The 24233-nt window shown below is 68.2% G+C and carries 26 protein-coding genes and 1 riboswitch; of the genes, 14 read left to right on the forward strand and 12 right to left on the reverse strand.

The annotated features are described in order from the left end of the window. The 7 genes from ACFWBU_RS08680 (at window position 1) to mnhG (ending at window position 7665) form a co-directional block, all read left to right on the forward strand. On the forward strand, window positions 1-1182 hold the full coding sequence (locus tag ACFWBU_RS08680; protein WP_378528045.1) for a hypothetical protein: 1182 nt from the start codon (window positions 1-3) through the stop codon (window positions 1180-1182). A gap of 281 nt (window positions 1183-1463) precedes the next feature. Further along, window positions 1464-4301, forward strand: coding sequence for a Na+/H+ antiporter subunit A (locus ACFWBU_RS08685; protein ID WP_378528046.1), 2838 nt, complete (start codon window positions 1464-1466; stop codon window positions 4299-4301). Beyond that, window positions 4301-4945 (forward strand): Na(+)/H(+) antiporter subunit C, encoded by a 645-nt coding sequence (locus ACFWBU_RS08690; RefSeq protein ID WP_169619598.1) that lies wholly within the window; start codon window positions 4301-4303, stop codon window positions 4943-4945. The genes ACFWBU_RS08685 and ACFWBU_RS08690 overlap by 1 nt, the downstream gene beginning before the upstream one ends. Further along, window positions 4942-6531 (forward strand): Na+/H+ antiporter subunit D, encoded by a 1590-nt coding sequence (locus tag ACFWBU_RS08695; protein ID WP_169619220.1) that lies wholly within the window; start codon window positions 4942-4944, stop codon window positions 6529-6531. Before ACFWBU_RS08690 ends, ACFWBU_RS08695 begins: the two co-directional genes overlap by 4 nt. Continuing rightward, window positions 6531-7076 carry a Na+/H+ antiporter subunit E gene (locus ACFWBU_RS08700; protein ID WP_169619597.1) on the forward strand — a complete coding sequence of 182 codons (546 nt, stop codon included), beginning with the start codon at window positions 6531-6533 and terminating at the stop codon, window positions 7074-7076. Before ACFWBU_RS08695 ends, ACFWBU_RS08700 begins: the two co-directional genes overlap by 1 nt. Further along, a complete protein-coding gene (locus tag ACFWBU_RS08705; protein WP_169619218.1) occupies window positions 7076-7336 on the forward strand; it encodes a monovalent cation/H+ antiporter complex subunit F in 261 nt (86 codons plus the stop codon). The genes ACFWBU_RS08700 and ACFWBU_RS08705 overlap by 1 nt, the downstream gene beginning before the upstream one ends. Next, a complete protein-coding gene (mnhG, locus tag ACFWBU_RS08710) occupies window positions 7333-7665 on the forward strand; it encodes a monovalent cation/H(+) antiporter subunit G (RefSeq protein WP_169651323.1) in 333 nt (110 codons plus the stop codon). Before ACFWBU_RS08705 ends, mnhG begins: the two co-directional genes overlap by 4 nt. 13 nt (window positions 7666-7678) lie before the next feature. On the opposite strand, the gene ACFWBU_RS08715 is transcribed toward mnhG, so the two are convergent. The 4 genes from ACFWBU_RS08715 to ACFWBU_RS08730 form a co-directional block, all read right to left on the reverse strand. Next, window positions 7679-8800 carry a glutamate--cysteine ligase gene (locus ACFWBU_RS08715; protein WP_169619208.1) on the reverse strand — a complete coding sequence of 374 codons (1122 nt, stop codon included), beginning with the start codon at window positions 8798-8800 and terminating at the stop codon, window positions 7679-7681. A 91-nt stretch (window positions 8801-8891) separates the two neighbouring features. Further along, window positions 8892-9548, reverse strand: a complete 657-nt coding sequence (locus ACFWBU_RS08720) for a superoxide dismutase family protein (RefSeq protein ID WP_378528047.1) — start codon at window positions 9546-9548, stop codon at window positions 8892-8894. 115 nt (window positions 9549-9663) lie between these two features. Beyond that, window positions 9664-10263 carry a LytR C-terminal domain-containing protein gene (locus ACFWBU_RS08725; RefSeq protein WP_378528048.1) on the reverse strand — a complete coding sequence of 200 codons (600 nt, stop codon included), beginning with the start codon at window positions 10261-10263 and terminating at the stop codon, window positions 9664-9666. Window positions 10264-10295: 32 nt separating this feature from the next. Then, the gene (locus ACFWBU_RS08730; RefSeq protein ID WP_169619203.1) at window positions 10296-10655 is read right to left on the reverse strand and encodes a DUF3263 domain-containing protein; all 360 of its coding nucleotides are present in this window, start codon (window positions 10653-10655) and stop codon (window positions 10296-10298) included. A gap of 129 nt (window positions 10656-10784) precedes the next feature. Between ACFWBU_RS08730 and ACFWBU_RS08735 the strand changes: the two genes are divergently transcribed. Genes ACFWBU_RS08735 through ACFWBU_RS08745 form a run of 3 tightly spaced genes read left to right on the forward strand, consistent with a single transcriptional unit; the run spans window position 10785 to window position 13207 of the window. Beyond that, window positions 10785-11381 (forward strand): peptide deformylase, encoded by a 597-nt coding sequence (locus ACFWBU_RS08735; protein ID WP_378528049.1) that lies wholly within the window; start codon window positions 10785-10787, stop codon window positions 11379-11381. After that, window positions 11371-12360, forward strand: coding sequence for a GNAT family N-acetyltransferase (locus tag ACFWBU_RS08740; RefSeq protein WP_296550315.1), 990 nt, complete (start codon window positions 11371-11373; stop codon window positions 12358-12360). Before ACFWBU_RS08735 ends, ACFWBU_RS08740 begins: the two co-directional genes overlap by 11 nt. 34 nt (window positions 12361-12394) lie before the next feature. After that, the gene (locus ACFWBU_RS08745) at window positions 12395-13207 is read left to right on the forward strand and encodes an exodeoxyribonuclease III (RefSeq protein ID WP_169651326.1); all 813 of its coding nucleotides are present in this window, start codon (window positions 12395-12397) and stop codon (window positions 13205-13207) included. Window positions 13208-13285: 78 nt separating this feature from the next. Here ACFWBU_RS08745 and ACFWBU_RS08750 read toward each other — a convergent pair whose 3' ends face one another. After that, complete coding sequence (locus tag ACFWBU_RS08750) at window positions 13286-13642, reverse strand: GNAT family N-acetyltransferase (protein ID WP_169619596.1); 357 nt, start codon at window positions 13640-13642, stop codon at window positions 13286-13288. 157 nt (window positions 13643-13799) lie between these two features. Between ACFWBU_RS08750 and thiD the strand changes: the two genes are divergently transcribed. Then, on the forward strand, window positions 13800-14645 hold the full coding sequence (thiD, locus tag ACFWBU_RS08755) for a bifunctional hydroxymethylpyrimidine kinase/phosphomethylpyrimidine kinase (RefSeq protein ID WP_169619195.1): 846 nt from the start codon (window positions 13800-13802) through the stop codon (window positions 14643-14645). Window positions 14646-14661: 16 nt separating this feature from the next. Here thiD and ACFWBU_RS08760 read toward each other — a convergent pair whose 3' ends face one another. The 6 genes from ACFWBU_RS08760 to thiO form a co-directional block, all read right to left on the reverse strand. After that, window positions 14662-16185 carry a M20/M25/M40 family metallo-hydrolase gene (locus tag ACFWBU_RS08760; protein WP_378528050.1) on the reverse strand — a complete coding sequence of 508 codons (1524 nt, stop codon included), beginning with the start codon at window positions 16183-16185 and terminating at the stop codon, window positions 14662-14664. A 40-nt stretch (window positions 16186-16225) separates the two neighbouring features. Next, window positions 16226-17008 (reverse strand): ABC transporter permease, encoded by a 783-nt coding sequence (locus ACFWBU_RS08765; protein ID WP_296550903.1) that lies wholly within the window; start codon window positions 17006-17008, stop codon window positions 16226-16228. Beyond that, a complete protein-coding gene (locus ACFWBU_RS08770; protein WP_169619189.1) occupies window positions 17008-17937 on the reverse strand; it encodes an ABC transporter ATP-binding protein in 930 nt (309 codons plus the stop codon). The genes ACFWBU_RS08765 and ACFWBU_RS08770 overlap by 1 nt, the downstream gene beginning before the upstream one ends. Before the next feature lie 50 nt (window positions 17938-17987). Next, on the reverse strand, window positions 17988-18788 hold the full coding sequence (locus tag ACFWBU_RS08775) for a thiazole synthase (protein WP_378528051.1): 801 nt from the start codon (window positions 18786-18788) through the stop codon (window positions 17988-17990). Further along, on the reverse strand, window positions 18781-19011 hold the full coding sequence (gene thiS / locus ACFWBU_RS08780; protein WP_169619187.1) for a sulfur carrier protein ThiS: 231 nt from the start codon (window positions 19009-19011) through the stop codon (window positions 18781-18783). The genes ACFWBU_RS08775 and thiS overlap by 8 nt, the downstream gene beginning before the upstream one ends. After that, the gene (gene thiO, locus ACFWBU_RS08785; RefSeq protein ID WP_169619185.1) at window positions 19008-20072 is read right to left on the reverse strand and encodes a glycine oxidase ThiO; all 1065 of its coding nucleotides are present in this window, start codon (window positions 20070-20072) and stop codon (window positions 19008-19010) included. The genes thiS and thiO overlap by 4 nt, the downstream gene beginning before the upstream one ends. Next, a riboswitch (TPP riboswitch) is annotated at window positions 20067-20181 on the reverse strand. It overlaps the preceding gene by 6 nt. Window positions 20182-20209: 28 nt before the next feature. Between thiO and thiE the strand changes: the two genes are divergently transcribed. Next, a complete protein-coding gene (gene thiE, locus ACFWBU_RS08790) occupies window positions 20210-20902 on the forward strand; it encodes a thiamine phosphate synthase (RefSeq protein WP_378528052.1) in 693 nt (230 codons plus the stop codon). Between the two features lie 13 nt (window positions 20903-20915). Here thiE and ACFWBU_RS08795 read toward each other — a convergent pair whose 3' ends face one another. Beyond that, entirely contained in the window at window positions 20916-21770 is an 855-nt protein-coding gene (locus ACFWBU_RS08795) for an NUDIX hydrolase (RefSeq protein ID WP_169619181.1), read from the reverse strand. Window positions 21771-21903: 133 nt separating this feature from the next. On the opposite strand from ACFWBU_RS08795, the gene ACFWBU_RS08800 reads away from it, so the two are divergent. Both ACFWBU_RS08800 and ACFWBU_RS08805 read left to right on the forward strand, forming a co-directional pair. Then, window positions 21904-23259 (forward strand): hypothetical protein, encoded by a 1356-nt coding sequence (locus ACFWBU_RS08800; protein WP_169651328.1) that lies wholly within the window; start codon window positions 21904-21906, stop codon window positions 23257-23259. Further along, window positions 23256-24227: a glutamate ABC transporter substrate-binding protein gene (locus ACFWBU_RS08805; RefSeq protein WP_378528053.1), complete on the forward strand. Its 972-nt coding sequence runs from the start codon at window positions 23256-23258 to the stop codon at window positions 24225-24227. The genes ACFWBU_RS08800 and ACFWBU_RS08805 overlap by 4 nt, the downstream gene beginning before the upstream one ends. The last annotated feature ends 6 nt before the right edge of the window (window positions 24228-24233 follow it).

A 24233-nucleotide genomic window follows, 5' to 3' on the forward strand; every position in this document is an offset into this window, starting at 1 on the left:
GTGTCTCCCGCCTCGACGGCCGTGCGGCTCGCCGATCCGGTGTCCACGCTCGCCGCGGTCGCTGCTGCGGCGGCGGCCGTCATGGTGCTCGCCGTCGGTGACTCCGTCCTGCCCGCGGGTACGAGCAACGACTACACGCCGGTGATCACCGCTGTGCTCGCGGTGCTGGCCGCGACCGGGCTGCAGCGGTCGGGTTCGCGGCGGACCGCGTGGGCGATCGGGGCGGGTGCCGTTCTGGTGCTCGGCTCGGTGCGGTACATCGTTCCGGTCGACGCATCGTCCGAGACGCTCGCCGTCGTGGGATTCGTGGCGGCCGCGACCACCGGTGTGCTGCTCGGCTCGGCGGCCGCCGGGGCGTGGGGTTCGGCGAGCGGCCAGTGGGCGCTCGTCGCCGGGGCCTGGTCGGCTTTTCTCACGGCAGCGGCCGTGGGTGCGGTGGTGCCGGTCGCGGTGATGCGCTGGACAGTGCCGCAGTGGCTGTTGGTGCTCGCACTCGTCACGCTGGTCGGCGCCGCGATTACCGCCCGGCCCGGGATGCGCGTGCAACGGCTGGACCCACGGGTGTCCGTCATCGCGGTCGTGGCAGCCGGTGTCCTCACGCTCGGCTACCGGCTTCTCGCTGATCTCGTCACGTCGCAGGAGGCCGAAACCGCCGTGCGGATGTGGCTCGTCGTGGTTGTGGCCCTCCTTGCGATCGTGATCGCAGCCGAGATCACCGCCCGCCTCCTCCCGCCGGGCAACGACCGGTTCGTGCTCGCCGCCACCGGGGCGGTCGCTGCGGGATATCCGATCGTTGTCGAACTGTGGGCGGGCGCACCTCGGTGGGTTCTCCTGGTCACGGTCGGTGCCGTACTCGTGGGGGTTCGTCTCGCCCGGTACTTCCCCAGCCCACTCGCCGGATTCGCGGTCGCGATGGTCGTGTCCGTGGCCGCGGTCTGGTTTCCCGAAGAGATCGGCGAGGGAATTCCGCTCGTGGTGCGTGCCGCGCTCGTCGCCGCCGGGACCGGTCTCGCCCTCACCGCGTCACTGCCGGGATCGGCATCGATCGCGGCGCTGGGGCTCGCGCTCCCCGTGCCGGCCGCGGCAGTGATCGGAGCGGTGTGGGTGTTGCCGGCCGACCCACGGTGGATCGTGCTCGCGCTCGCCGCGACCGTCGGCGCGTGTGCGTGGCAGGTGCGGTAGCCCGATCGGCCTATCGGGTGCCCGGGCGACTCTCCAATTCGATGACAGGTACATCCAATTCGGCGAACCGCGCAGGCACGTGATGCGAAGGGCGTTTCCACCCGATTCGCAAGCGTGCGAAGCCAACCGTTAAGATGGACTCATTCCGTTTCGCCTACTAGAGGCAGAACGAACGCATGTCGGGGCGTCCCGCGTTTCGGCATTGTGCCGTATTTCTTGACAAACGTGTTACGCCGCACAGTCAGACACCGCCGCCTGGCTCGACCCCGACGGAGTGCCTTTTGCTCGCCATACTCTTCGCTCACGCGGTTGCCGCTCTGCTGGCGCCGTCTCTGGTCAGAGTCATGGGGAGAAACGCCTTCCTGCCGCTGGCACTCGTGCCGCTGGGCAGCCTGGGCTGGGTCATCGCGAACTGGGGAACCGAGCAGCGGGTGCAGATCCCGTGGGCGACCTCGCTGTCGATGGATATCGACCTCCGGTTCGATGCGCTCGCCTCGATCATGTGCCTGCTGGTGCTCGGCATCGGATCGCTGATCCTGCTCTACTGCTCCCGCTACTTCGACGACGACGAACCTCGGCTCGGGCTGTTCGCCGCGGAGATGGTCGCCTTCGCCGGAGTGATGTTCGGCCTGGTCGTCAGCGACAACATGCTGCTGCTCTACACCTTCTGGGAACTGACGACCGTGTTGTCGTTCCTGCTGGTCGGCCACTACGCGGAGCGAGCATCGAGCCGCCGTGCGGCGACGCAGGCGCTCCTGGTCACGACCGCCGGCGGTCTCGCAATGCTCGTCGGCATCATCATCCTCGGGCAGATGGTGGGCAGCTACAACCTGTCGGCGGTCGTGGAGGCTGCTCCGCACGGTTGGCTCGCGGGGGTTGCCATCGTGCTCGTCCTCATCGGCGCGCTGTCGAAGTCGGCCGTGGTCCCCCTGCACTTCTGGCTGCCCGGCGCGATGGCGGCACCCACCCCGGTGTCCGGTTACCTGCATGCCGCCGCCATGGTCAAGGCCGGCATCTACCTCGTCGCAAGGCTGGCGCCCGGCTTCGCGGACAGCGCCGCATGGCGACCGATCGTCATCGGTCTCGGTCTCGCCTCGATGATCCTCGCCGGCTGGCGAGCGTTCCGGGCCTTCGACCTCAAACTGATCCTCGCGTTCGGCACGGTCAGTCAGCTCGGCTTCCTCACCGCACTCGTCGGGATCGGCAGTCGTGAAGCGGCACTGGCCGGGCTCACCATGGTGATCGCGCACGCGATGTTCAAGGCGTGCCTGTTCATGGTCGTGGGCGTCATCGACCACTCGACGGGCACCCGCGACATCCGCAAGCTCGCCCACCTCGGCAAGGCGATGCCGCTGCTCGCCGGAGTCGCGGTGCTGGCCGCTGCCAGCATGGCCGGTCTACCACCGCTCATCGGCTTCGTCGCGAAGGAAGCTGCGCTCGAGGGCGCACTCGTCGCCGACGTCCTGCCCGAGTGGGCGAGGGTGGCCACCACCGCCGGCATCGTGGTCGGTTCGATCCTCACGCTCGCCTACAGCATCCGGTTCATCTGGGGTGCGTTCGGCCGCAAGCAACTCAAGCGCCCGAGTCCCGCGGTGCAGAACGTGCACGCTCCCGGGTGGCTGCTGATGTCGGCGCCCACCGCGCTTGCCGTCGCCGGTCTCGCCGCCGGGTTCGGCGCGTCGTGGATCGACGGGCTGGTCACCCCGTACGCCGACACGCTGCCGTCCGGGCTCTCGAAGACCTACCATCTCGCGCTGTGGCACGGGCCGACGTTGCCGTTGGGTCTCACGGCAGTGGTGATCGCGGGCGGTACGGCACTGTTCCTCGCGCACCGGACCATCGCGCGACTCAAGTTCGAGCATCCGCCCCTCGGCAACGCCGACCGGATGTACGACGCGACGCTGCGCGGCATGGACCTGTTGTCGCTGCGGCTCACCGGCTTCCTCCAGCGGGGTTCGCTGCCGCTCACCCAGGCGACGATCCTCGTCACGCTCACGTTGCTCCCGACCATTCTCATGTTCGTGTTCGGGGTGGGCACCATGCCGGAGACGCGCCTCTGGGACACCCCGTGGGAGCTGGCGGTCGGCGTAATCGTCGCCGGTGCCGCGATCACCGCAACCGTGCTGCGCAACCGCCTCGGCGGCGTTCTGGTCGTCGGCGTCACCGGCTACGGTCTCGGTCTGCTCTTCGCGATGCACGGAGCGCCCGACCTCGCCTTGACGCAGTTCCTCGTCGAGACCGTCACCCTCGTGATGTTCGTGTTGGTGCTGCGGAAGCTGCCTCCCGAGTCCGACCCGGCAACCGATGCCCAGAGCAGGCTGCCGCGGGCACTGCTCGGCATCGCAGTCGGCCTGGTCGTGACGGGTATCGGTGTCTACGCGGTCGCCGCGCGCAGCGCCGACCCCATCTCGTTGCTGCTTCCCGACGCCGCGTACAACATGGGCGACGGCAAGAACGTCGTCAATGTGCTCCTCGTCGACATCCGCGCCTGGGACACCCTCGGTGAGATCTCGGTGCTGCTGGTCGCCGCGACGGGCGTCGCCAGCCTGGTGTTCCGAACCCGCCGCTTCGGCACCGCACCCCGCGTGTCGGATGCGCCCGCCGCGCAGCTCGATGCGGCATCGGCAAACAACGACACGACGTGGCTGCTGGGCGGTGACCTCATCGATCCGCGATACCGGTCGCTGGTCCTCGAGGTCACGACCCGTCTGGTGTTTCCCACCATGATGGTGCTGTCGGTGTACTTCTACTTCTCCGGGCACAACGCCCCCGGTGGCGGTTTCGCCGGCGGGCTCGTCGCAGGCTTGGCGCTCGTGCTGCGTTACCTGGCCGGAGGACGCTACGAGCTCGGAGAGGCGGTTCCCATCGACGCCGGAAAGATCCTCGGTCTCGGTCTCACCATCGCCGCCGGCACGGCCCTGGTGTCCGTGCTGCTCGGCGCCCCGGCGCTGTCGTCGGCGACCCTGCAGTTCACCCTGCCGGTGCTCGGCGACATCAAGATCGTGACCGCCCTGTTCTTCGATCTCGGCGTGTACCTGATCGTCGTCGGACTGATCCTCGACGTGCTGCGCAGTCTCGGCGCGCGACTCGACGCCGAGGTCGTGGGGGCAAAGCGATGATGACCGCGAACCTCACCCTGATGGGCGTCGTCGGCGTGTTCGCCGCGTGCGGTGTCTACATGCTCCTCGAACGCAGCATCATCAAGATGCTGCTGGGGCTGCTCCTCATCGGCAACGCCATCAATCTGCTGATCCTCACGCTCTCCGGCCCGTCGGGCAAAGCCCCGATAGTCGGCACCGAGAGCGACTTGCACGAGGACATGGCCGACCCGCTGGCCCAGGCGATGATCCTGACGTCCATCGTGATCACGATGGGTATCGCGGCGTTCGTGCTGGCCCTGACGTACCGGTCGTACACCTTCCGTGCTCGCGACGAGATCGAGAACGACCCCGAAGACACCCTGGTGTCGCGGCGGCGCAGTCCGGCGGAAGCGCCGGTGCGCGACCGCTCCGACGACCCGCTCACCGGCGAGCCCAGCAAAAGCGGCGACGCCTTCGACGCCGAAGGCAACCCGATTCCCCTCGAGGCACTCACCAACATCGAGGACCTCGAGGTGTACGAAGACCTGCACGACGGCGATTTCGACGACCCCACCGACTCCGCGTACGACCCGATCCACAGCGGTGCGGAACCGCACACCAGCGGTTCGGGCGAGGACAGCGACCGGCACGACGACACACACGGAGAGGGTGATCGCCGATGATATTGACCTCGGCCGCCCTCATCCCGCTACCCGTCCTCATCCCGCTGCTCGCAGCCGCCGTCACCCTGATCCTCGGCCGCCGGCCGCGTGCCCAGCGCGGAATCACCGTGTTCGCGTTGGTCGCGACGCTCGTCGTCGCGGTTGCGCTGCTGTACTTCGCCGACCGTGACGGCATCGAAGTGATGCAGGTCGGCGGGTGGGAAGCACCCATCGGTATCTCCCTGGTGGTCGACCGTCTCGCTGCGCTGATGCTCGTCGTGTCGGCGATCGTCTTGCTGTCGGTGATGCTCTTCGCCGTCGGGCAGGGCATCCACGACGGCGACGAACAACAGCCGGTCTCCATCTTCCTGCCGACCTATCTCGCTCTCACCGCGGGCGTGAACATCGCGTTCCTCGCCGGTGACCTCTTCAATCTGTTCGTCGGATTCGAGGTACTTCTCGCGGCATCGTTTGTGCTGTTGACCATCGGGGCGAGCGCCGACCGCGTCCGGGCCGGTGTCTCGTACGTGATGGTGTCGATGGTGTCGTCGATGGTGTTCCTCGCCGGCATGGGATTCGCCTACGCCGCGACGGGCACCTTGAACCTCGCCCAGATGGCGGTCCGGATGGACGACGTGCCCGAAGGCACCCGTGCGGCGATCTTCGGCGTCCTGCTCGTCGCGTTCGGCATCAAGGCGGCGGTGTTCCCGTTGTCGTCGTGGCTTCCCGACTCGTACCCCACCGCTCCCGCACCCGTCACCGCCGTGTTCGCCGGGCTGCTCACGAAAGTGGGTGTCTACGCGATCATCCGTGCCCACACCCTGCTGTTCCCCGGGGGTGAACTCGACGGGGTGCTGATGGTGGCGGGCCTGCTGACGATGGTCGTCGGCATTCTCGGCGCGATCGCCCAGAACGACATCAAACGTCTGCTGTCGTTCACCCTGGTCAGCCACATCGGCTACATGGTGTTCGGTATCGCGCTGTCGTCCGAGACGGGCCTGGCCGGCGCGGTGTTCTACGTGGGCCACCACATTCTCGTGCAGACGACCCTGTTCCTCGTCGTCGGCCTGATCGAGCGGCAGGCCGGTTCGGCATCGCTGCGCCGCCTCGGCGGGCTCGCCCTCGCCAGCCCGCTGCTCGCAGTGTTGTTCCTGATCCCGGCGCTCAATCTCGGCGGCATCCCGCCGTTCTCCGGATTCATCGGCAAGGTCGCGTTGCTGCAGGCCGGCGCCGAGGACGGCTCGGTTCTCGCGTGGCTGCTCGTCGGCGGCAGCGTGCTGACCAGTCTTCTCACCTTGTACGTCGTGGCGCGGATCTGGACGAAGGCGTTCTGGCGGGCCCGCGCCGACGCTCCCGAGGGCGAACTCGCCGACATCGGTCCCTCCGCGCTCATCGACGAATCCGAAACGGACATCCTTCTCGAGGAGCGCGAGGACGTGGGCAAGATGCCCCGCGCGATGCTCGTGCCGACCATCTGGCTCGTGACGATCGGCGTGTCGCTGACGGTGTTCGCGGGTCCGCTTCTCGATATCAGCCACCGCGCCGCCGAGAACCTGCTGGACCGCTCGGTGTACATCGAAGCCGTGCTGGGAGGTGACGGACGATGATGAAACGCGCCAACGTCGTCAGGCTGTTCGTGCTCGGCTGGATGACCTTCGTGTGGGTGCTGCTGTGGGGCACCTTCAGTATCGCCAACATCCTCGGCGGACTGGTCGTGTCGATCATCGTCATGGTGCTGCTACCGCTCCCGCGCGTTCCCGTCGAGGGCAGAGTGCACCTGTTGTCGGCAGTCCGGCTGGGTATGTACATCTTCATCGAATCGATGCGCTCGACGGTGTCCGTGGGCTGGCTCGCGATCCGTCCGGCGCCACCTCCGGTGACCGGTGTCCTGCGCTGCCGTCTGACCATCAAGTCCGACCTGGTGCTCACACTGTGGACGGACATCATGAACAACATCCCCGGCACCATGGTTCTGGAGATCGACCAGGTGCGCCGCATCGTGTACGTCCACGTCCTGGACGTGAGCACCGACCGCGCGGTGTCGGACTTCTACCGTTCGGCACGACTGATCGAACGCCTCCTGATCAGGACGTTCGAGCGCGATTCCGAATGGCAGCCGAGCCCCTGGCGAAGCGGAACGGAGAGTATCTGATGACCGTGCTGCTGGTGATCTCCGGCGTGCTCTTGTTCGTGTCGGCGGTCCTGATCTGTTACCGGGCCTTCGGCGGCCCCAATTCGCTCGACCGGTTGGTCGGTGTCGACGCCCTGCTGGCGATCGCGATCTGCGGGCTCGCCGTCTGGGCGGTCTACAGTCGCGACACCACCGTCGCGCCCGCGATCGTCGCGCTGGCGCTCGTCGGATTCATCGGGTCGGTATCCATCGCCCGCTTCCGGGTGCGTGACGAACAATGAGCACAGTTCTCGACCTGATCGGCCACATCCTGATTCTCATCGGGGCAGTCGTCTCGTTCACCGCGGCGATCGGGGTGGTGCGCTTCCGCGACACCCTCTCGCGGATGCACCCCGCGACGAAGCCGCAGGTGATCGGGCTCCTCTTCGTGCTCGGCGGGGCGATGCTGATCCTGCGCGGGTCGGTGGATATCTGGATGATGGCGCTCGCCGGCATGTTCATGGTGCTGACCGCACCGGTGATCGCGCACCGGGTGGGACGCATCGCCTACCGGGAACAGCTCGGCCGGGACGGACTGCTCGAAGAGGAGTTCCCCGGCGACGGAACCTGACCGGCGGGGGCGTTCAGGCCCGTAGTTCGTCGACCAGCGAGTCCACCACGGCCACGAGATCGCCTCCCGTAGCCTCCGCGAGACGTCGCTGCCGTTGATACGACGCTCCGCGCACCGGGATGTCGGCGACCCGTGCCAGTTCGTCGGCGCACCCGAGCCGGGCAGCGGTCGGTGTGATCTGCTCGAGCAGGTCGTGCAGGTCGTCGGTGACGAGGCGTTCGTGACATTCGGGGTCCAGGATCACCTCCGCCTCCAGCCCGTACCGCGCCGCGCGCCACTTGTTTTCCTTGACGTGCCACGGCTGCAGGATCGGAAGGTCTTCACCGCGCTCGAGACACTCGTCGAAGTAGACGACGAGCGAGTGGACGAACGCGACGAGTGCCGCCAGTTCGGCGCGGTTGGTGATGCCGTCGAAGACCCGCACTTCGATCGTGCCCCATTTGGGGGCGGGCCGGATGTCCCAGTGCATCCCACCGGGAGTGTTGATGACCCCGGATTTGAGTTGATCCTCGATGAAGCGTTCGTACTGCGCCCAGTCGGAGAAGTGGTAGGGCAGACCGGCGGTGGGCAACTGCTGGAACATCAGTGCCCGGTTGCTGGCGTAACCGGTGTCGTATCCCGCCCAGATCGGCGACGACGCCGACAACGCGAGCATGTGCGGATACTTCACGAGCAGGGCGTTGAGGATCGGAATGACCTTGTGCGGCGACGACACGCCGACATGGACGTGCACCCCCCAGATCAGCATCTGCCGGCCCCACCAGCGGGTGCGATCGATCATTTCGTCGTAGTGCGGGGCGCTCGTGACGATCTGGTCCGTCCACTGCGCGAACGGGTGGGTGCCCGCGCACATCAGATCGACACCGTGCGGGTCCGCGGCGCGGCGCAACAGCGACAGCGATTCGGAGAGGTCGTCGACCGCTTCGCCCACCGTGTCGTGGACGTCGGTGACGAGTTCGACCGTATTCCGCAGGAACTCCTTCGTCAGACGCGGTGTCTCACCTGCGATCCTGCCGACGGAGTCGAACACGTCCGCTGCACTGTTCGACAGATCGCGGGTGGTCTTGTCGACCAGGGCGATCTCCCACTCCACGCCTACTGTCGGACGGGGAGAACCCGGAAACTCGACTGCCACGATTCGATCCAACCACAAGGGCCCCGCGAACCGATCATGCCCGCGAGGCCCTGTGAGTGGAATTACCGCGTGTGCGGTCTCCGGGGAAACGTCACTCGATTACGCCGCACGCTTGGCGGACGCCGAGGTTGTCCTCGTGCACGACCACCGAGGTACCTTCTTCACCCTGCAGATCCTCGAGGGTGAACGCGTTCGTGGTCACGGTCGTGGTCGCCGTTCCGTCTTCGTGGACGACGACCGACACCAGGTCACCGCTCTCCGGGACGGAGGTGCTGCCTTCGACCTGCAGGTGCGGGCCGGCGGACAGGAATGCTCCCGGTGCGCCACCCGTGGGAGCGACCGACTCGGGTTCGCACTTGCCGACCGCGTGGACGTGGACACCGTGGTAGCCGGGCGCGAGTCCCTCCACGTCGATCGTGACCTGCACGCCACCGTCCTGTTCGGCGAAGGACACGGTGCCTGCATCAGCGCCGTCGACCGCCTTCAGGCCGGCGGTCAGAGTGGCCGCACCTGCGGCGCCGCCGCCCTGCGCGCTGCCGGCCTGCGCTCCGCCTGCTCCGGATTCGCTGCCGTGGGAGTCCCCGTGGGAGTCGCCGGGGGCAGCGGAACCGGTCCACACCGGCGGTGTCGTACCCGGCACGTCGGTCGGTTCCTCGTTGTTCGAGCATGCGGTCAGGCCGACGGCAGCGATCGCGACAATCGGGGCCAGAGCACGCCAAGACATGCGACGGGTGGAACTGGAGACCATCAAACCGCTCCTTCGAAGTGCCGAAAAGTAAACCGATCATAGCCGGGACCCCGCGCGCCGCTCCTGCCCTGCTACCGGAAAGCCCGATCGGTCGCGTGCGGCACCGTCGGTCCGTCTACGACGCAGCGACGATGACGATCACGCCTGGGGCTTCGTCGGCAAGTCCCGGAAGGCGAGGTTGCGCGGAGACGCCGAGCGCGTCGGCGACCTCGAGCGCGGTTTCCTCCTCGCCGGGTGTCGTCCCGTAGTACACGGTGGTCATACCGACGGTGCCGTTGCTGTAGTTGCCCGTGTCCTCGATCGTGAAGCCTTCGTCCTCGAGCAGACTTGCCGTCTGGGCGGCGAGGCCGGCGACGTTGCTGTTGTTGAGGACGCGGACGGGCGCCGGAGTTGCGGGCGCTGCCGCCGCCGACGATTCGGGGGTGGTGGTGGCCGGGGCAGCCGACGTCGCGGCGGGTGGCTGCGCTGCGTTGGGTGCCGCCGATGCCGCGCCGCCGAACGCACTCGCTGCCGACGCCGACGGAGCGGCCTCGGAGGGTTCGCTGCTCGCGGTGGTGGTCGCCTCGTCGTCGGAGCCGCCGAGTGACGCCATCCCGATCCCGGCGAACAGAATTGCGAGGGAGATCAACACCATCGCGAAGGCCCGGAGGGGTGGCCCCGACGACGAGGGTGCTCGGTTGGGTTTCTCGGCGGTTCTGCTCACGCGTTCGACCATAGTTGGCCGACGGTTCACGCGCTGACGCTCGGCTAACGCGTCGTTTCGAATCCGAGGCGTCGTGCGGCGCGTGCCTTCTGGCGGCTCGCCCGGAGCCGACGGAGCCGTTTGACCAGCATGGGATCGGCGGCAAGAGCTTCCGGCCGGTCGACAAGCGCGTTGAGCACTTGGTAATAGCGGGTCGCGGAGAGGCCGAACAGTTCCTTGATGGCTTCTTCCTTGGCGCCGGCGTACTTCCACCACTGCCGCTCGAAAGCCAGAATGTCGTGGTCGCGCCGGCTCAGGCCGTCGTCTCCGATTGCATTCGGATCAGCCGCGCCGGCGATCTCGTCGTCACTGCGCTGGGGCTCTGCACCGGACCGGCCCCCATCGTGCGCTGCTGCGCCGTCCATGTCACTCCTCGAAGCCCGGATCACTCGGGCGACAATTACACCTGTGTGTTTCCGACCGTAATTCAACCACGCGGTTCCGACACGTACCGGCCCGACGAGCACCTCGGACGCGCACTATCCTGTTCCACCATGGCCATTCTTCCGATCGTCATCGTCGGCGACCCCGTCCTGCACAACCCGACCGAACCGGTGACGGAATCCCCCGCCGAGCTCGCTCAGTTGATCGCCGACATGTACGAGACGATGGATGCCGCGAACGGGGTCGGGCTCGCCGCCAACCAGGTCGGCGTCGCCAAGCGCCTGTTCGTCTACGACTGCCCCGACCGGGACGAATCCGGGCACGTCGCGCGCCGCCGGGGAGTTGTCGTCAACCCGGTACTCGAGACGTCCGAGATCCCCGAGACGATGCCGGACCCGGAGGACGACCTCGAAGGGTGCCTGTCCGTGCCCGGCGAGAACTTCCCGACCGGCCGCGCCGAGTGGGCGAAGGTCACCGGAACGGACGCCGACGGCAACACCGTCGAGATCGAGGGCCACGGCTTCTTCGCGCGCATGCTGCAACACGAGGTCGGCCACCTCGACGGGTACCTCTACGTCGACGTGCTGATCGGCCGCAACGCGCGCGCAGCCAAGAAGACCATCAAGCGTGCCGGATGGGGAACTCCCGGTCTGACGTGGATGCCCGGAACGGTCGAGGACCCGTTCGGGCACGACGATGACGACTGACGAACCTGCCGTACCCGCAGTACCGCTCGGCAGCCGTGTGGTGCTGCGCTATCGCCTCCCCGCGGGATACAGCCATCCCATGACCGATGTGATCGGCGAACTCGTCTCGATGGAACCGGTCGTGGCGGTGCGCACCGCGGACAAGCGACTTGTGCAGGTCTCGCCGAGCGCCGTGGTGGCCGTGAAGCAGATCGCCGCACGACCGATCCGGACCTCCGAGATCCGGTCGCTCGAACATGCCGCCGCAGCCGGATGGCCAGGCCTGGAGCAAGCGTGGATCGACGGCTGGTTCCTGCGGGCGGGCGGCGGTTTCACCGGCCGCGCCAACTCGGCGACCCCGATCGGGGCTCCCGGCACCGTCGCGGACCCTGCCGATCCCGAGGTGCGGGCACGCCTGCGCGACTGGTTCGCCGCGCGTGGCCTTCCGCTGCGTCTCCTCGTCCCCGACCGGCTGGCCCGGATTCCGCAGGGCTGGCCCACCGGCGACAGAGTGGTCGTGATGGGTGCGGATCTCGAGAACGTGCCGCTGCCGGAGGGGCCGGTACCCGTCGCGGTCGCCGGGGAACCGGACGAGGAATGGTTGTCGCTGTACCGGAACGGCACGGTTCCCCCGGTCGGGCAGGCCGTGCTCGGCGCCGTCGCCGCCGGAACCCTCGGATTCGGCCGGATCGGAGCGCCCGGGCAACCGCCACTCGCCATCGGGCGGGCCGCGGTGACCCATGCCCCGGACGGTCGCCGCTGGGTGGGACTCTCCGCGGTGGAGGTCGCCCCCGAGCACCGGCGCCGCGGCCTCGGGACCCTGCTGTGCGGGTCGCTGCTCGCCTGGGCCCGCGACGCCGGAGCCACCCATGCCTATCTGCAGGTCCACGACGAGAACGTGGCCGCGCGCACGATGTACCGGGAACTCGGGTTCGTCGACCATCACCACTACACGTACGCGACCGAACCGCCGGCTCCGTCGTCCGCCGATCGCGCGTAACCGTCGCGTCGTACCCCTGCCCTAGAGTGTGGGCGTGCGATTGGCAACGTGGAATGTGAACTCGGTCCGGGCCCGGACCGACCGGATCGTCGACTGGATGCAGCGGACAGGCACCGATGTGCTCGCCATGCAGGAGACGAAGTGCAAGGACGAGCAGTTCCCGACGGAGCGGTTCGAAGAACTGGGCTACGAGGTCGCGCACGTCGGGTTGAGCCAATGGAACGGCGTCGCCATCGTTTCCCGTGTCGGCCTGGAGGACGTGCAGGTCGGTTTCGAAGACCAGCCCGGCTTCTCCAAGGATCCCGAGATCTCTCCCGCGCTCGAAGCCCGCGCGATCGGCGCGACGTGCGGCGGTGTGCGGGTGTGGAGCCTGTACGTGCCCAACGGCCGCGACCTCAACGATCCGCACTACGCCTACAAACTCGACTGGCTGGCGAAGCTGCGGGCCGACGCGCAGGCGTGGCTCTCCGCCGATCCCGATCAGCAGATCGCCCTCGTCGGCGACTGGAATGTCGCACCCACCGACGACGACGTCTGGGACCCCGCATTCTTCGAGGGCAAGACGCACACCTCGCAGCCCGAGCGCGACGCCTTCCATGCGTTCGCCGACGCCGGGTTCACCGACGTGGTGCGCCCGCATGCGCCGGGCCCAGGGGTGTACACGTACTGGGATTACACGCAGTTGCGGTTCCCCAAGAAGCAGGGCATGCGGATCGACTTCGTGCTCGGTTCTCCCGCGTTTGCCGCACGGGTCACGGGCGCCGAGATCGACCGCAACGAGCGCAAGGGCAAGGGCGCGAGCGACCACGCTCCGGTCATCGTCGATCTGGCGGACGAACCCGCGTAGCGAAGGTCGGTGTCCCGGAGTGCGGCGTCCCGGAGTTCCGTGGCAGGGAGTTGGGCTGTGAGTCCGGCTGCGAGGAGGTCAGGCACCACGCCTGCGCGCGACCGGACCGGGCGAGACCACGACGTTCTCGTAACCGCCGTGTGAGTCGAGGTAGCGCTGGACATAGGTGCAGATCGGCCGGACCCGCCAGCCGCGTTTCCGTGCGATATCGAGGGAGCCGCCCACCAGGACGGCCGCGAGTCCGCGGTGACCGAAGTCTTCCACGATCACGGTGTGCATGAAGTCCACGATCGGATCGCAGGGCCCGGGCACTCCGGACGGGCAGTTGGTGTCGTAGTAGCCGAGTATGCCGACGAGATCTCCGTTGAGCCGCAGTTCGAAGCGGTTCTGGTCGGCGTTGTCGGACACATCGGCGCTCGGCGTACTGGTGTCCAAGAGCATCTCCAAGCGGTGTTTTCCTGATCGAACTGTGACCTGGACCACTATAGAACACGTTCCTGCAAGAACCTCCGAGCTCCCATTCTTTCGTGACGGGCCCGCCGTGGAGCCGCTGCCGAGGGTGAGCCCCCACAGCCTCGGTAGGGTGAGCGCCGTGGAACTTCTGCCCTTGTCAGCTGCCGGTGAAACGCCGGTTCGCGCCCTCACCATCGCCGGCACCGACTCCGGCGGCGGCGCCGGCATCCAAGCCGACACCCGGACCATGGCGATGTGCGGTGTGCACGCGTGCGTCGCGGTCGCCGCGGTCACGGTGCAGAACTCGGTGGGAGTAGAGGGGTTCCACGAGATTCCTGCCGAGACCGTCGCCGCACAGGTTCGGTGCGTCGTCGACGACATCGGCATCTCGGCTGCCAAGACCGGAATGCTCCCGTCCACCTCGATCATCGAAGCCGTCGCCGCCGTGTGCACCGAGATGGGCATCGGCCGCGATCTGCCGGTACCGCTCGTCGTCGACCCGGTGTGCGCATCGATGCACGGCGACCCGCTGGTCCATGCCGATGCACTCGACGCGATCCGTTCGGTGTTGATCCCGCGGGCCACCGTCGTCACCCCGAATCTGGACGAGATCCGTCTCATCACGGGCATCGACGTGGTGGACGACCCGTCGGCGCGGCGCGCGGCCGAGGCCCTGCACGCTCTCGGTGCGCAATGGGCCATCGTCAAGGGCGGGCATCTGCGCACGTCGTCGTCGAGCACCGATTTGTTGTTCGACGGGGATCGGTTCCTCGAATTCACCACCCCCCGGATCGACACGGGCAACGATCACGGCGGCGGCGACACCCTGGCCGCCGCGATCGCCTCGGCTCTCGCACACGGCCGGTCGGTGCCCGACGCGGTGGCGTTCGCGAAGGAGTGGATCACCAAGTGCCTCGAATGGTCGTACGACCTGGGGCGCGGACACGGACCGGTCAACCCGTTGTGGCGGCTACAGGAGAAGTGACCGCAGCCGGTGCCGGTTACTCGGTGAACGCCTCGCGTGCCTGCACTCGTGCGTCGCCGACGGGCACCCCGTCCGGCCCGTCCACCGACAACGCGTAGAACGCCGTGCCGTACCCGACGGCCGCCGCGGCTGCGGCGAGCGCGTCGCGGTCCACGTTCGCGACGTCGTCCTCGGCGGTGTGGTAGTTCGGGTCGAATGCCTCCCCGCCGGTACCGCCCCACAGCTCCGCCTGTTCGGCGGTCTTCACATCGTCTGCACCGCTGAACACCCCACCGGCGGGAATGCCGACGGCGACGAACGGTCCGTAATCGGACCTGCCGTCGAAATCGGTGCCCGACACGGTGATGCCGCGCTCCGCGAAGAATTGTGCGAACGTCCGCTCGATCCCCGCCGATCCCTCCGGCCCGGGACCTTCCCCTTCGCCGTCGGAGTCGTCTCCGTCGAAGACGAGGTACCCGGGGTTCGGGGAGCCGAGCATGTCGAAGTTGAGATACAGCGCGATGTCGCGGCGTTCGTCGTCGGACAATCCGTCGATATAACGAGCGGATCCGACGAGCCCGGCTTCTTCCGCTCCCCAGAATGCGAAGCGCACCTTGTTGGCAACATCCGGTTCCGCGCCGAGTTGCAGTGCGGTTTCGAGCACGGAGGCGACTCCCGTGCCGTTGTCGTTGATGCCGGGCCCCTCCGGGACGCTGTCGAGATGTGCGCCGACGACCACCACATTGTCGGCCGCGCCGGTGGAGGTCTCGGCGATCACGTTGCGCGAACGCTGCCTCTCGGTCGTGGTGTCGAGAGTCAGATTCACCGAGGATGCCCCTGCGACCGTGTCGGCGTCCTGCCGGGCGAGTCCTCCGACAGGTATCCGGGGTTTCTCGTCTTCGGCGAGTCCCGCATCGGACAGCGGCCCGTCCTCGTTGTTGACGACCAGCACCGCGGCCGCTCCCCGGTCCGCGGCGACCTGCTCCTTCACCGAGAACGTGCACGCACCGCGGTCGACGAGTACCACCGATCCGGAGACGTCGAGGCCGTCGTAGTCGGTGGGCTCACAGCCCGGCGTCTCGTCGGCCGGAATCCGCACGGGGCGCACGGTGAGTCCGTCCGGCCCGGTCGAGGGCGAGAAGCCCAGCGCGCGCACGCCCACGGGGGTGCCGTCGATGTCGAGGGTCTCGGTCTCCACGTCGAACCCGGTCACGTCGAATTCCGGTGTCTGCACCTCGAACCCGGCGTCGCGCAACCGGCCGGCGACGTAGTCGACACTCGCGTCGTATCCGGGGGTGCCGAGCGCGCGGTTGCCGTCGTTCTCGCCGGCGATGCGTTCGAGTTCGCTCAGATGTGCGGTGACCGCCTCGATCTGCACCCGGTCGGCGATCGCGTACGGGTCGAGCGACGGCGGTGCCTGCCCGCTGGGGGAATCGACGCTGCCGGAACCCCCGCTGCCGGAACCACCGCCCTCGGTACTGTCGTCGGCCGCACATCCCGCGACCGACAGGACCGCTACCGCGATCGACAACCCCGCCCGTCCCCACCGTCCGCGCGCCATGGGCAGAGCGTAATCGACCGGTGGGGTCCGCGCGTGGTGCTCAGGCGTCCCGCTTGTTCACCACGACCAGTGACACAGCGAACACCACAGCCGTGAAAACCGCAAAATACACGAGGGAACCCCATGCACCCCAGTGGAATTCGATGCCCTGCTCCATGCTGAGGAAGTTGTTGGCGTTGGCGAAGGGCAGGAACGGTTGGATTTCACGTCCGACCGATCCGAACAATCCGAACAGCGACTCGATGAGCAGTGGCCACAGCAGCAGCAGCGCGATCGTCCCGGCGGACTGGCGCAGCAGCGTACCGACACCGATCGCGAGCACCACACAGAGGAACGCGTAGAGCGGAATTCCGTAGATCGCCCGCCACGCCGGCTCGCCGCTGAGTACGAGATCTCGTCCGGCATCCGGTCCCGCCAGCATCTTCGCGAGAAGGAACGACGCGAGACCGAGCACGCCGGTGAGAATCGCGCCGAGCACACCGATGAGCGCGGCCTTGACCGTCAGGAGGAGCGTCCGGTTGGGCGTGGCCTGGAAGGTCGTGCGGATGACGCCGAACCGGTATTCGCTGGTGACCGACAGTGCTGCCAGGATCATCAGCACCAACACGCCGAATCCCGTGACACCGCTGACGGCGACGTCGACAGTGGGATAGAACTGCATCAGTTCGTCGTCCGCGGTGAGCGAACTGCGCGCGACCGAACCGAGAACCGCGGCCAGGCCCAGCCCGAGCGCGACGATCACCACCGTGCACCACAACGGCGACTGCACCGAGGTGAGTTTGATCCGTTCGGCCCGCAGCGTGTCGAGCACGGTCCCCGCCATCACAGTCCGCCTTTCATGACGTCGTCGGTTCCGGTGCCGTGGAATTCCACGTGGCCCCCGGTGAGTTTCATGAATGCGTCTTCGAGCGACGCGTTACGGCTGGACAGTTCGTGCAGCACGAGTGATCGCGACGCGGCGAGTTCACCGACCTCGGCAATGCCCACGTTCGGCACCAGCAGCGCCCCGTCCTCTTCGCGGACGGTGTACCCCCGCTCGGTGAGGGCGCTGCGCAGCTCGCCGGCAGAAGGACTGCGCACCACGACGACCGATTCGGAGGCCCGGTCCACGAAGTCCTTCACCGACGTGTCGGCGATCAGGCGTCCCCGCCCGATGACGATCAGATGGTCGGCGGTCTGTGCCATCTCCGAGAGCAGGTGGCTCGACACCAGCACGGTGCGACCCTCTGCCGCAAGGGCGTGCATGAAGCGCCGGATCCACATGATGCCCTCCGGGTCGAGCCCGTTGACGGGCTCGTCGAAGAGCAGCACCTGCGGGTCGCCGAGCAGCGCCCCGGCGAGACCGAGCCGCTGCGACATGCCGAGAGAGAACCCACCGGCGCGCTTCCCGGCGACTTCGGTGAGACCGACCTGGCGCAGCACCTCGTCCACGCGGGAGGCCGGCAGGCCGTTGGACGCCGCGAGCCACCGAAGGTGCGCACGCGCCGTCCTGTTGGGGTGCACCCACTTCGCGTCGAGGAGCGCTCCCACCGTCTGGAGCGGCCGTGTCAGGCTGCGATACGGCTTGCCTCCGATGAGCGCGCTGCCCGAGGTCGGGCGGTCCAGGCCCAGGATCATGCGCATCGTCGTCGACTTCCCGGCGCCGTTGGGGCCGAGAAACCCGGTGACGATGCCGGGGCGGACCGTGAACGTCACATCGTCGACCGCGGTCGTGGACCCGAAGGTCTTGGTCAGTCCGGTCACTTCGATCATGGGCCATACTCTGCACGATCGGGACCGCGCGCGCAGCTACCGCCCCGTCGTCAGGGTTCGAGAGGCGACGACGCCTGCGCCCAGAACCGTTTCGGAATCCGTCCGGCATGGCGTGCGCGAAATCCCGCTTCGACCGCGTGCCGCATCGCCGAGGCCATCAACGCGGGTTCTTTCGCGCGCGTGACCGCGGTTGCGAGCAGCACTGCGTCGCAACCGAGTTCCATTGCGAGCGCGGCGTCGGATGCGGTGCCGATTCCGGCGTCCAGGATCACCGGCACCCCGGCCGCCTCGACGATCATCTCGATGTGATGCGGGTTCGCAATGCCCAGGCCCGTCCCGATGGGCGAGCCGAGCGGCATGACCACGGCACAGCCGACGTCCTCGAGCCGGCGCGCGAGCACGGGGTCGTCCGTCGTGTACGGCAGGACCACGAATCCGTCGTCGACCAGTTGTTCGGCAGCCGCGACCAGTTCGATCGCGTCGGGGAGCAGTGTCCGCTCGTCGGCGATGACTTCGAGTTTGACCCAGTCGGTCTCGAGCGCCTCACGTCCGAGTTGCGCGGTGAGCACGGCTTCCTTCGCGCCGCGGCAACCGGCGGTGTTCGGCAGCAGCGCGATCCCCAGCCGGCGCACCAGGTCGAGGACACCGGTGCCCGATGTCGGATCGACGCGGCGCATCGCGACGGTCGTCAGTTCGGTTCCGGACGCGACCAGCGCGTCTTCCAGCGCAGCGAGACTCGCCGCTCCGCCCGTTCCGGTGATCAGCCGGGACCCGAAGGTGCGACCGGCGATGGTCAACGGGGGCAGGTCCGCGGCCGGGTCGCCGGGAGGGCCGTCGAGGAATTCAGCCACCCTGGACCGCCGTAAGAATCTCGATCTGTGCGCCCGCGGCGACCCGCTCGCTCCAGCGGCTGCGGGGGAACACCACGCCGTCGACTGCGACGGCGAGGCCCTTCTCGGGCAGCCCCATGCCTGCCAGCAGTTCCGACATCGTCGGTGCCACCGCGAAGTCTTTGTCCTCACCGTTGACGGTGACGCCCACCTGAGTTCGGTTCGACCCGGTTCCGTTGGTCATTGCGCTACCACTTCCGTAAATCGTTGAGGGGAAGCATGCTTCACCTCGGACAAGGGATCTTCGGACAATTCTGCGAGCACCGCGTCGACGGTCAGGGGTGTGAGCAGCACGCCGTTGCGGCCGTGTCCCGTCGCGGCGATCACGCGTTCCGACAACCGCCCGATGAGCGGAAGGTTGTCCGGTGTCATGGGGCGCAGTCCCGCGCTCGCCTCGTGGAGTTCGTACTCGCCGATCGCCGGCAGCAGTGCCTCCGCATCGGCGATCAGGTCGCGCACCCCCGCGACGGTCACCTGCGTATCCGCCGCCTCGTACTGGGTGGCACCGACCACGAGACCGTCACGGCGGGGTACCAGGTAGGCGGGTCTGCCGTGGACGTTGCCCCGGATGGTGCGCTCCGGAAGCGGCGTCGCTCCGGGGCGCATCCGCAACCGCAGGATCTCGCCCTTGACGGGCCGTACCGGCAGGGCCGGCCACAACCGGGAGGAGGCGGAACCGGCCGCGAGCACCACGCGATCGGCGGCGAGGTCGGCGAGGTCGGCGACCGGCGCCTCGGAGAATCGGACACCGGCATCGACAGCGGCACGACGCAGGGCGACGACGAGCGCCCGGTTGTCCACGGACAATTCCGCCGACGCGAGCAAACCGAGACGGATGCGAGGCCCGAGGGACGGTTCGAGGTCTCGCACCTCCGCACGGGAGAGCACCCGCATCTCGTGGCCCTGCGCCTGAACCCACTCGGCGACCGTGCGCAGGTCCGCGGCGTCTGCGGCGTCGAGAGCCACCGTCATCGACGCGGTGGAGGTCACCAGGTCGATGCCGGTCCCGGACCGGAGGAGTGCCGCGAACTCGGGCCAGCGCTGCAGCGACGCGGCACCGAGTTCGAGGACGTGGCCTTCGCCGGGCCACCCTTCGGACAACGGGGCGAGCATTCCGCCTGCCACCCAGGACGCACCCGAACCGGGATCCGGATCGTGGACGGTGACGACATACCCCGAGCGGGCCGCGCGCCACGCGATCGACAGACCGATCACTCCGCCACCCACGACTGCCACTGTTGTCATCGGTCCACCTCACTCCCTGCGCCGGCATGATCCGGTTCAGGTCATAACGGTCGGGGCCGGCAGGCCCCCTCTCAGCCCCGTGTACCTCGGGACTCCCGTGTCGTATCTCGTCTACCCGAGAGGTTACCGTCTTGACCGTGACCACCTACCGCGGCAACCATCCCGACCCCCGTGGGCGTCTCGCGACCGCCCGGCTGTACCTGTGCACCGACGCGCGCCGCGACACCGGCGACCTCGCCCGTTTCATCGACGAGGCGCTGACCGGCGGTGTCGACATCGTTCAGCTGCGCGACAAGGGTTCGGCGGGTGAGAAGAAGTACGGCCGGCTCGAGGCGCGTGACGAACTCGCAACCCTGTCCATCCTGGCCGACGCATGCGCGCGCCACGGTGCGTTGCTGGCGGTCAACGACCGAGCCGACATCGCCCTTGCCGCGGGTGCCGACATCCTCCACCTCGGCCAGGGCGACCTGCCGGTCGAGCATGCGCGAAGCATCCTCGGCGACGACATCGTGATCGGCCGGTCGACCGGCACCCGCGGGCAGGCGTCGCTCGCCGACATCGAAGAGGGAGTCGACTATTTCGCGTCGGGTCCGGTGTGGGACACCCCGACCAAACCGGGTCGTCCGGCAGCGGGTCTGAGCGTGCTGCGAGAGGTCCACAAGTCGCATCCGCGCAGGCCGTGGTTCGCGATCGGCGGGATCGATCTCGAGCGGCTGCCTCAGGTCCTCGACGCGGGCGCCACCCGGATCGCCGTCGTGCGGGCCATCACCGAGGCCGCCGATCCGCGCGCCGCCGCAGCGGCGCTGAAAGCCGCGCTGCCCACACCGTGAACGCCGCCGCGCTCTAAAGCCACGCCAGGACAGCGGACGGGGGCAGTGTCACCGCGTTGCCGGGAAGCCGGTCACGAAGTCCGCGGTCGGCGGTGACCACGACCGTGACCCCCGGGTCGACCGCGGTCGCAGTACTTGCCGCGAGGCGGGCCAGTTCGTCGTCTCCGCTCCCCTCCGCGGTGTGCACGGGAATGCGGGCGTCGTCCGTCGCCGCACCGCGGGCAGCTCCTTCGAGGACCGCCTCGACCTGCGGCACCCACCCGAACAGGCCGTCCGGAAGCTCGACGGTCCGGGGAAGGACGGCGGCGAGATTCGCGAGCAGAGCACTCGTCGCGCCCGGACGATCTCGCCACCAGCCCGTCGGCCCGGTCGAGCCGAGGACATTCGCGGTGTCGAGCAGCATCCGTACCGGGCGGGTGCGCAGGGCGGGCCACGCCTCCGCGAAACCCGCGTGCAACGGCATCTCGCCGACCTGCTCTTCGGGCACCCAGCGGAGTTCGGTGCTCTCACCGTTGAGCGTGGTGTCGAGCGGAGCAGCAGCGTCGGCGACGACCGTGGTGTAGGTCCACCCGCCCACCGACCCGGAGGTGACCCGCACGGCACGCACGGCGAGTGCCGTCACCTCGATCCCGGCCTCCTCGTGCGCTTCGCGGACCGCCGCGTCGACGGTGCTTTCGTGCGAGTCGCGAGCGCCGCCGGGCAGTGCCCACGTTCCGCCCTGATGACTCCACGCCGCCCGGTGCTGCAGGAGAACAGCGGGAGTCCCGTCCGGAAGCGGCGCGCGCAGGAGCAATCCGGCGGCACCGTGCCGTCCCCACCGCTTGTCACCGTCCGGCCCGACGGCCCAGCCGTCCCCGTCACCGCGCATCCTGTCCGCTCCCTGGTCCCAGCCGTCACGGAAGTGCTCGGGCGAGGAGATCCCGTGTCCGTGGTCGGCACATTCTTTCGCGTGCTGCTTATATGCTCCACAAAACCGGCAACCTGAGAAGGGGGGTTATGCGGTGGATATTCGCCTGACCCCTACTGTTCTACCGGTCGAGAACCACAACCAGCGTACCGAGGATCCCAAAAACCCGGTTGTACGCGCTGCCCGCCGACGCGGCAGCACGTTGCAGTCCACTCCCGTGCTCTTCGCGGTCCTCGCGGGTGTGCTCGCCGTCCTGCTCGTCGCGTCGTGCGTGGTGACGGTGCAACTCGTGGGCGCACGGCAGGACACGCACGGCCGGCTCCTCGCGACGACCGAACCGCTCGCGAACGCTTCCCAAAACCTGTACAGCGCGCTGTCCGTCGCGGACGCCGCCGCGGTGACAGGGTTCATCTCCGGGGGCATCGAGCCCGCCGAGGTTCGGGAGCGTTATCTCGACGCCCTCGCCGAGGCCTCCGACCATCTCGTGATCGCCGCGGCCGGTCTCACCGCGGACCAGGCCCACAGCACCCGCAACCTCACCGAGATCGGACGCATGCTGCCCGTCTACACCGGGCTGATCGAGACCGCGCGCGCCAATTCGCGCGTCGGCAATCCCGTCGCCTCCGCCTACCTCGGTGAAGCGTCGTACATGATGCAGTCCGTGTTGCTTCCCGCGGCGCAGGAACTGCAGTCGGAAGGGATCTCCGCGGTCGAGGCCACTCAGCGTGCCGCGGTGCGGCCACCCTGGCCGGCGATCGGACTGCTGCTCGTCACCGTCGCCGCGCTCGTCGCGGTTCACATGCTGGTCAGCCGCAAAACCCGCCGCACGTTCAATCTCGGTCTGCTGGTGGCCATCGCCGCGGCCGGGTCGCTGCTCGCCTGGCTTCTCGTCGCGGGACTGGTGTCCTCCGACGCCACCGAACGTGCACTCGAACAGGGCGCCGAACCGCTCGCGGTCCTCACGGAGAGCAGAATCCTCGCCCAGCAGTCACGCACCGCCGAAACGCTGCTGCTGGCGCAACGCCACTCCACCGGCGCGTACGACGGAACGTACGGCGAGCGGATCACCCGCCTCGGGGAACTTCTCGAACGGTACGGCGGCGCCGACCCCACCGAAGCCGGGGCCGAAGCGGTACAGCGTGCGCAGGCAGCCCGCGACGCGTGGATCAATTCTCATGCGCGCACGACGGACGCTCTCGAACGCGGCGACTACGAGGCCGCCGTCGTCCTGGTGATCGGACCCGGCCCGGACGAATCCACCGCACAGTTCACAACACTCGACGGTGCCCTCTCGACCGCCATCGCAGAATCACGTACCGAACTACGCGACAACGAGTCCCGTGCCTCCCGCACGTTGTCGGGGCTCGTTCCGGCCGCCGTGATCCTCGTCGTCATCGCGCTCACGGGAAGCGGCATCGGACTGTGGCGACGGATCAGGGAGTACCAATGAGATCGCGCCGCACCTCCGCCTTCGCCGCTGCACTGTGTGCCACTGCTGCTCTCGTATCCTCTTGCGGCACACAGCCTTCCCCTGGTCCATCCGTCGTCGAGACCGCCGAGAGAACCTTCCCGCTTCCGGAAGGCGCCAGGATCGCCGACCCGTCCGGGCCGACATCCGCCTCACCGGAATGCGGTGACCCCACCGCGAGCCTGCGCCCGAACGGTGCCGACTCCGGACCGACCCTCGACGCGATCCGCGCCCGGGGCCGCCTGATCGTCGGACTCGACGCCGGGAGCAATCTGCTGAGTTATCGCGACCCCACCACCGGTGACATCACCGGCTTCGATGTCGACATCGCTCGTGAAATCGCCCGTGATCTCCTCGGCAGTCCCGAATCGGTCGATTTCCGGATTCTCAGTTCCGCCGAGCGCGAGGAGGCGCTGCAGACTTCGACGGTGGACATCGTGGCGAAGACGATGAGCATCACGTGCGCGCGTCGCGAACTCGTGGACTTTTCCACAACCTATCTGCGCGCCGAGCAACGTGTGCTCGTGGTCAGAAATTCCGGGATCCGCAACGTCTCCGACCTCGTGGGGCGACGCGTGTGCATCGTCGACGGCACCACTTCGCTCGAGCGGATGCGCGAGGTACAGCCGTCCGCGTCGATTCTGACGGTCCCGTCCTGGGCGGACTGCCTGGTGGTGCTCCAGCAACGGCAGGTCGACGCCGTGAGCACCGACGACACGATCCTGGCGGGCTTCGCCGCCCAGGACCCGTACGTCGAAGTCGTCGGGGACTCGCTGCGCACGGAACCGTACGGAATCGGGATCACCCGGGGCAACGACGACCTGGTTCGGTTCGTCAACCGCACACTGGAACGTATCCGCTCGGACGGCACCTGGACCGCACTCTACGACAGGTACCTTTCGGTACTGGGGCCCGCGCCGGAGCCACCGGCACCCACGTACGTGGATTGAGGAAGT

This window comes from Rhodococcus sp. NPDC060084, from assembly GCF_042730335.1.
In the GTDB taxonomy this organism is placed as follows: Bacteria; Actinomycetota; Actinomycetes; order Mycobacteriales; family Mycobacteriaceae; genus Rhodococcus.

Excerpts from the sequence above, each read along its gene's own strand:
- mnhG (WP_169651323.1), top strand. The coding sequence starts at position 7,333 with ATGAGCACAGTTCTCGACCTGATCGGCCACATCCTGATTCTCATCGGG.
- ACFWBU_RS08760 (WP_378528050.1), bottom strand. The coding sequence starts at position 16,185 with ATGGCGCGCGGACGGTGGGGACGGGCGGGGTTGTCGATCGCGGTAGCG.
- thiS (WP_169619187.1), bottom strand. The coding sequence starts at position 19,011 with ATGACCAACGGAACCGGGTCGAACCGAACTCAGGTGGGCGTCACCGTC.
- ACFWBU_RS08700 (WP_169619597.1), top strand. The coding sequence starts at position 6,531 with ATGAAACGCGCCAACGTCGTCAGGCTGTTCGTGCTCGGCTGGATGACC.
- ACFWBU_RS08720 (WP_378528047.1), bottom strand. The coding sequence starts at position 9,548 with ATGGTCTCCAGTTCCACCCGTCGCATGTCTTGGCGTGCTCTGGCCCCG.
- ACFWBU_RS08690 (WP_169619598.1), top strand. The coding sequence starts at position 4,301 with ATGACCGCGAACCTCACCCTGATGGGCGTCGTCGGCGTGTTCGCCGCG.
- thiO (WP_169619185.1), bottom strand. The coding sequence starts at position 20,072 with ATGACAACAGTGGCAGTCGTGGGTGGCGGAGTGATCGGTCTGTCGATC.
- ACFWBU_RS08725 (WP_378528048.1), bottom strand. The coding sequence starts at position 10,263 with ATGGTCGAACGCGTGAGCAGAACCGCCGAGAAACCCAACCGAGCACCC.
- ACFWBU_RS08695 (WP_169619220.1), top strand. The coding sequence starts at position 4,942 with ATGATATTGACCTCGGCCGCCCTCATCCCGCTACCCGTCCTCATCCCG.
- ACFWBU_RS08730 (WP_169619203.1), bottom strand. The coding sequence starts at position 10,655 with ATGGACGGCGCAGCAGCGCACGATGGGGGCCGGTCCGGTGCAGAGCCC.
- ACFWBU_RS08705 (WP_169619218.1), top strand. The coding sequence starts at position 7,076 with ATGACCGTGCTGCTGGTGATCTCCGGCGTGCTCTTGTTCGTGTCGGCG.
- ACFWBU_RS08805 (WP_378528053.1), top strand. The coding sequence starts at position 23,256 with ATGAGATCGCGCCGCACCTCCGCCTTCGCCGCTGCACTGTGTGCCACT.
- ACFWBU_RS08735 (WP_378528049.1), top strand. The coding sequence starts at position 10,785 with ATGGCCATTCTTCCGATCGTCATCGTCGGCGACCCCGTCCTGCACAAC.
- ACFWBU_RS08770 (WP_169619189.1), bottom strand. The coding sequence starts at position 17,937 with ATGATCGAAGTGACCGGACTGACCAAGACCTTCGGGTCCACGACCGCG.
- ACFWBU_RS08795 (WP_169619181.1), bottom strand. The coding sequence starts at position 21,770 with ATGCGCGGTGACGGGGACGGCTGGGCCGTCGGGCCGGACGGTGACAAG.
- ACFWBU_RS08765 (WP_296550903.1), bottom strand. The coding sequence starts at position 17,008 with ATGGCGGGGACCGTGCTCGACACGCTGCGGGCCGAACGGATCAAACTC.
- ACFWBU_RS08740 (WP_296550315.1), top strand. The coding sequence starts at position 11,371 with ATGACGACTGACGAACCTGCCGTACCCGCAGTACCGCTCGGCAGCCGT.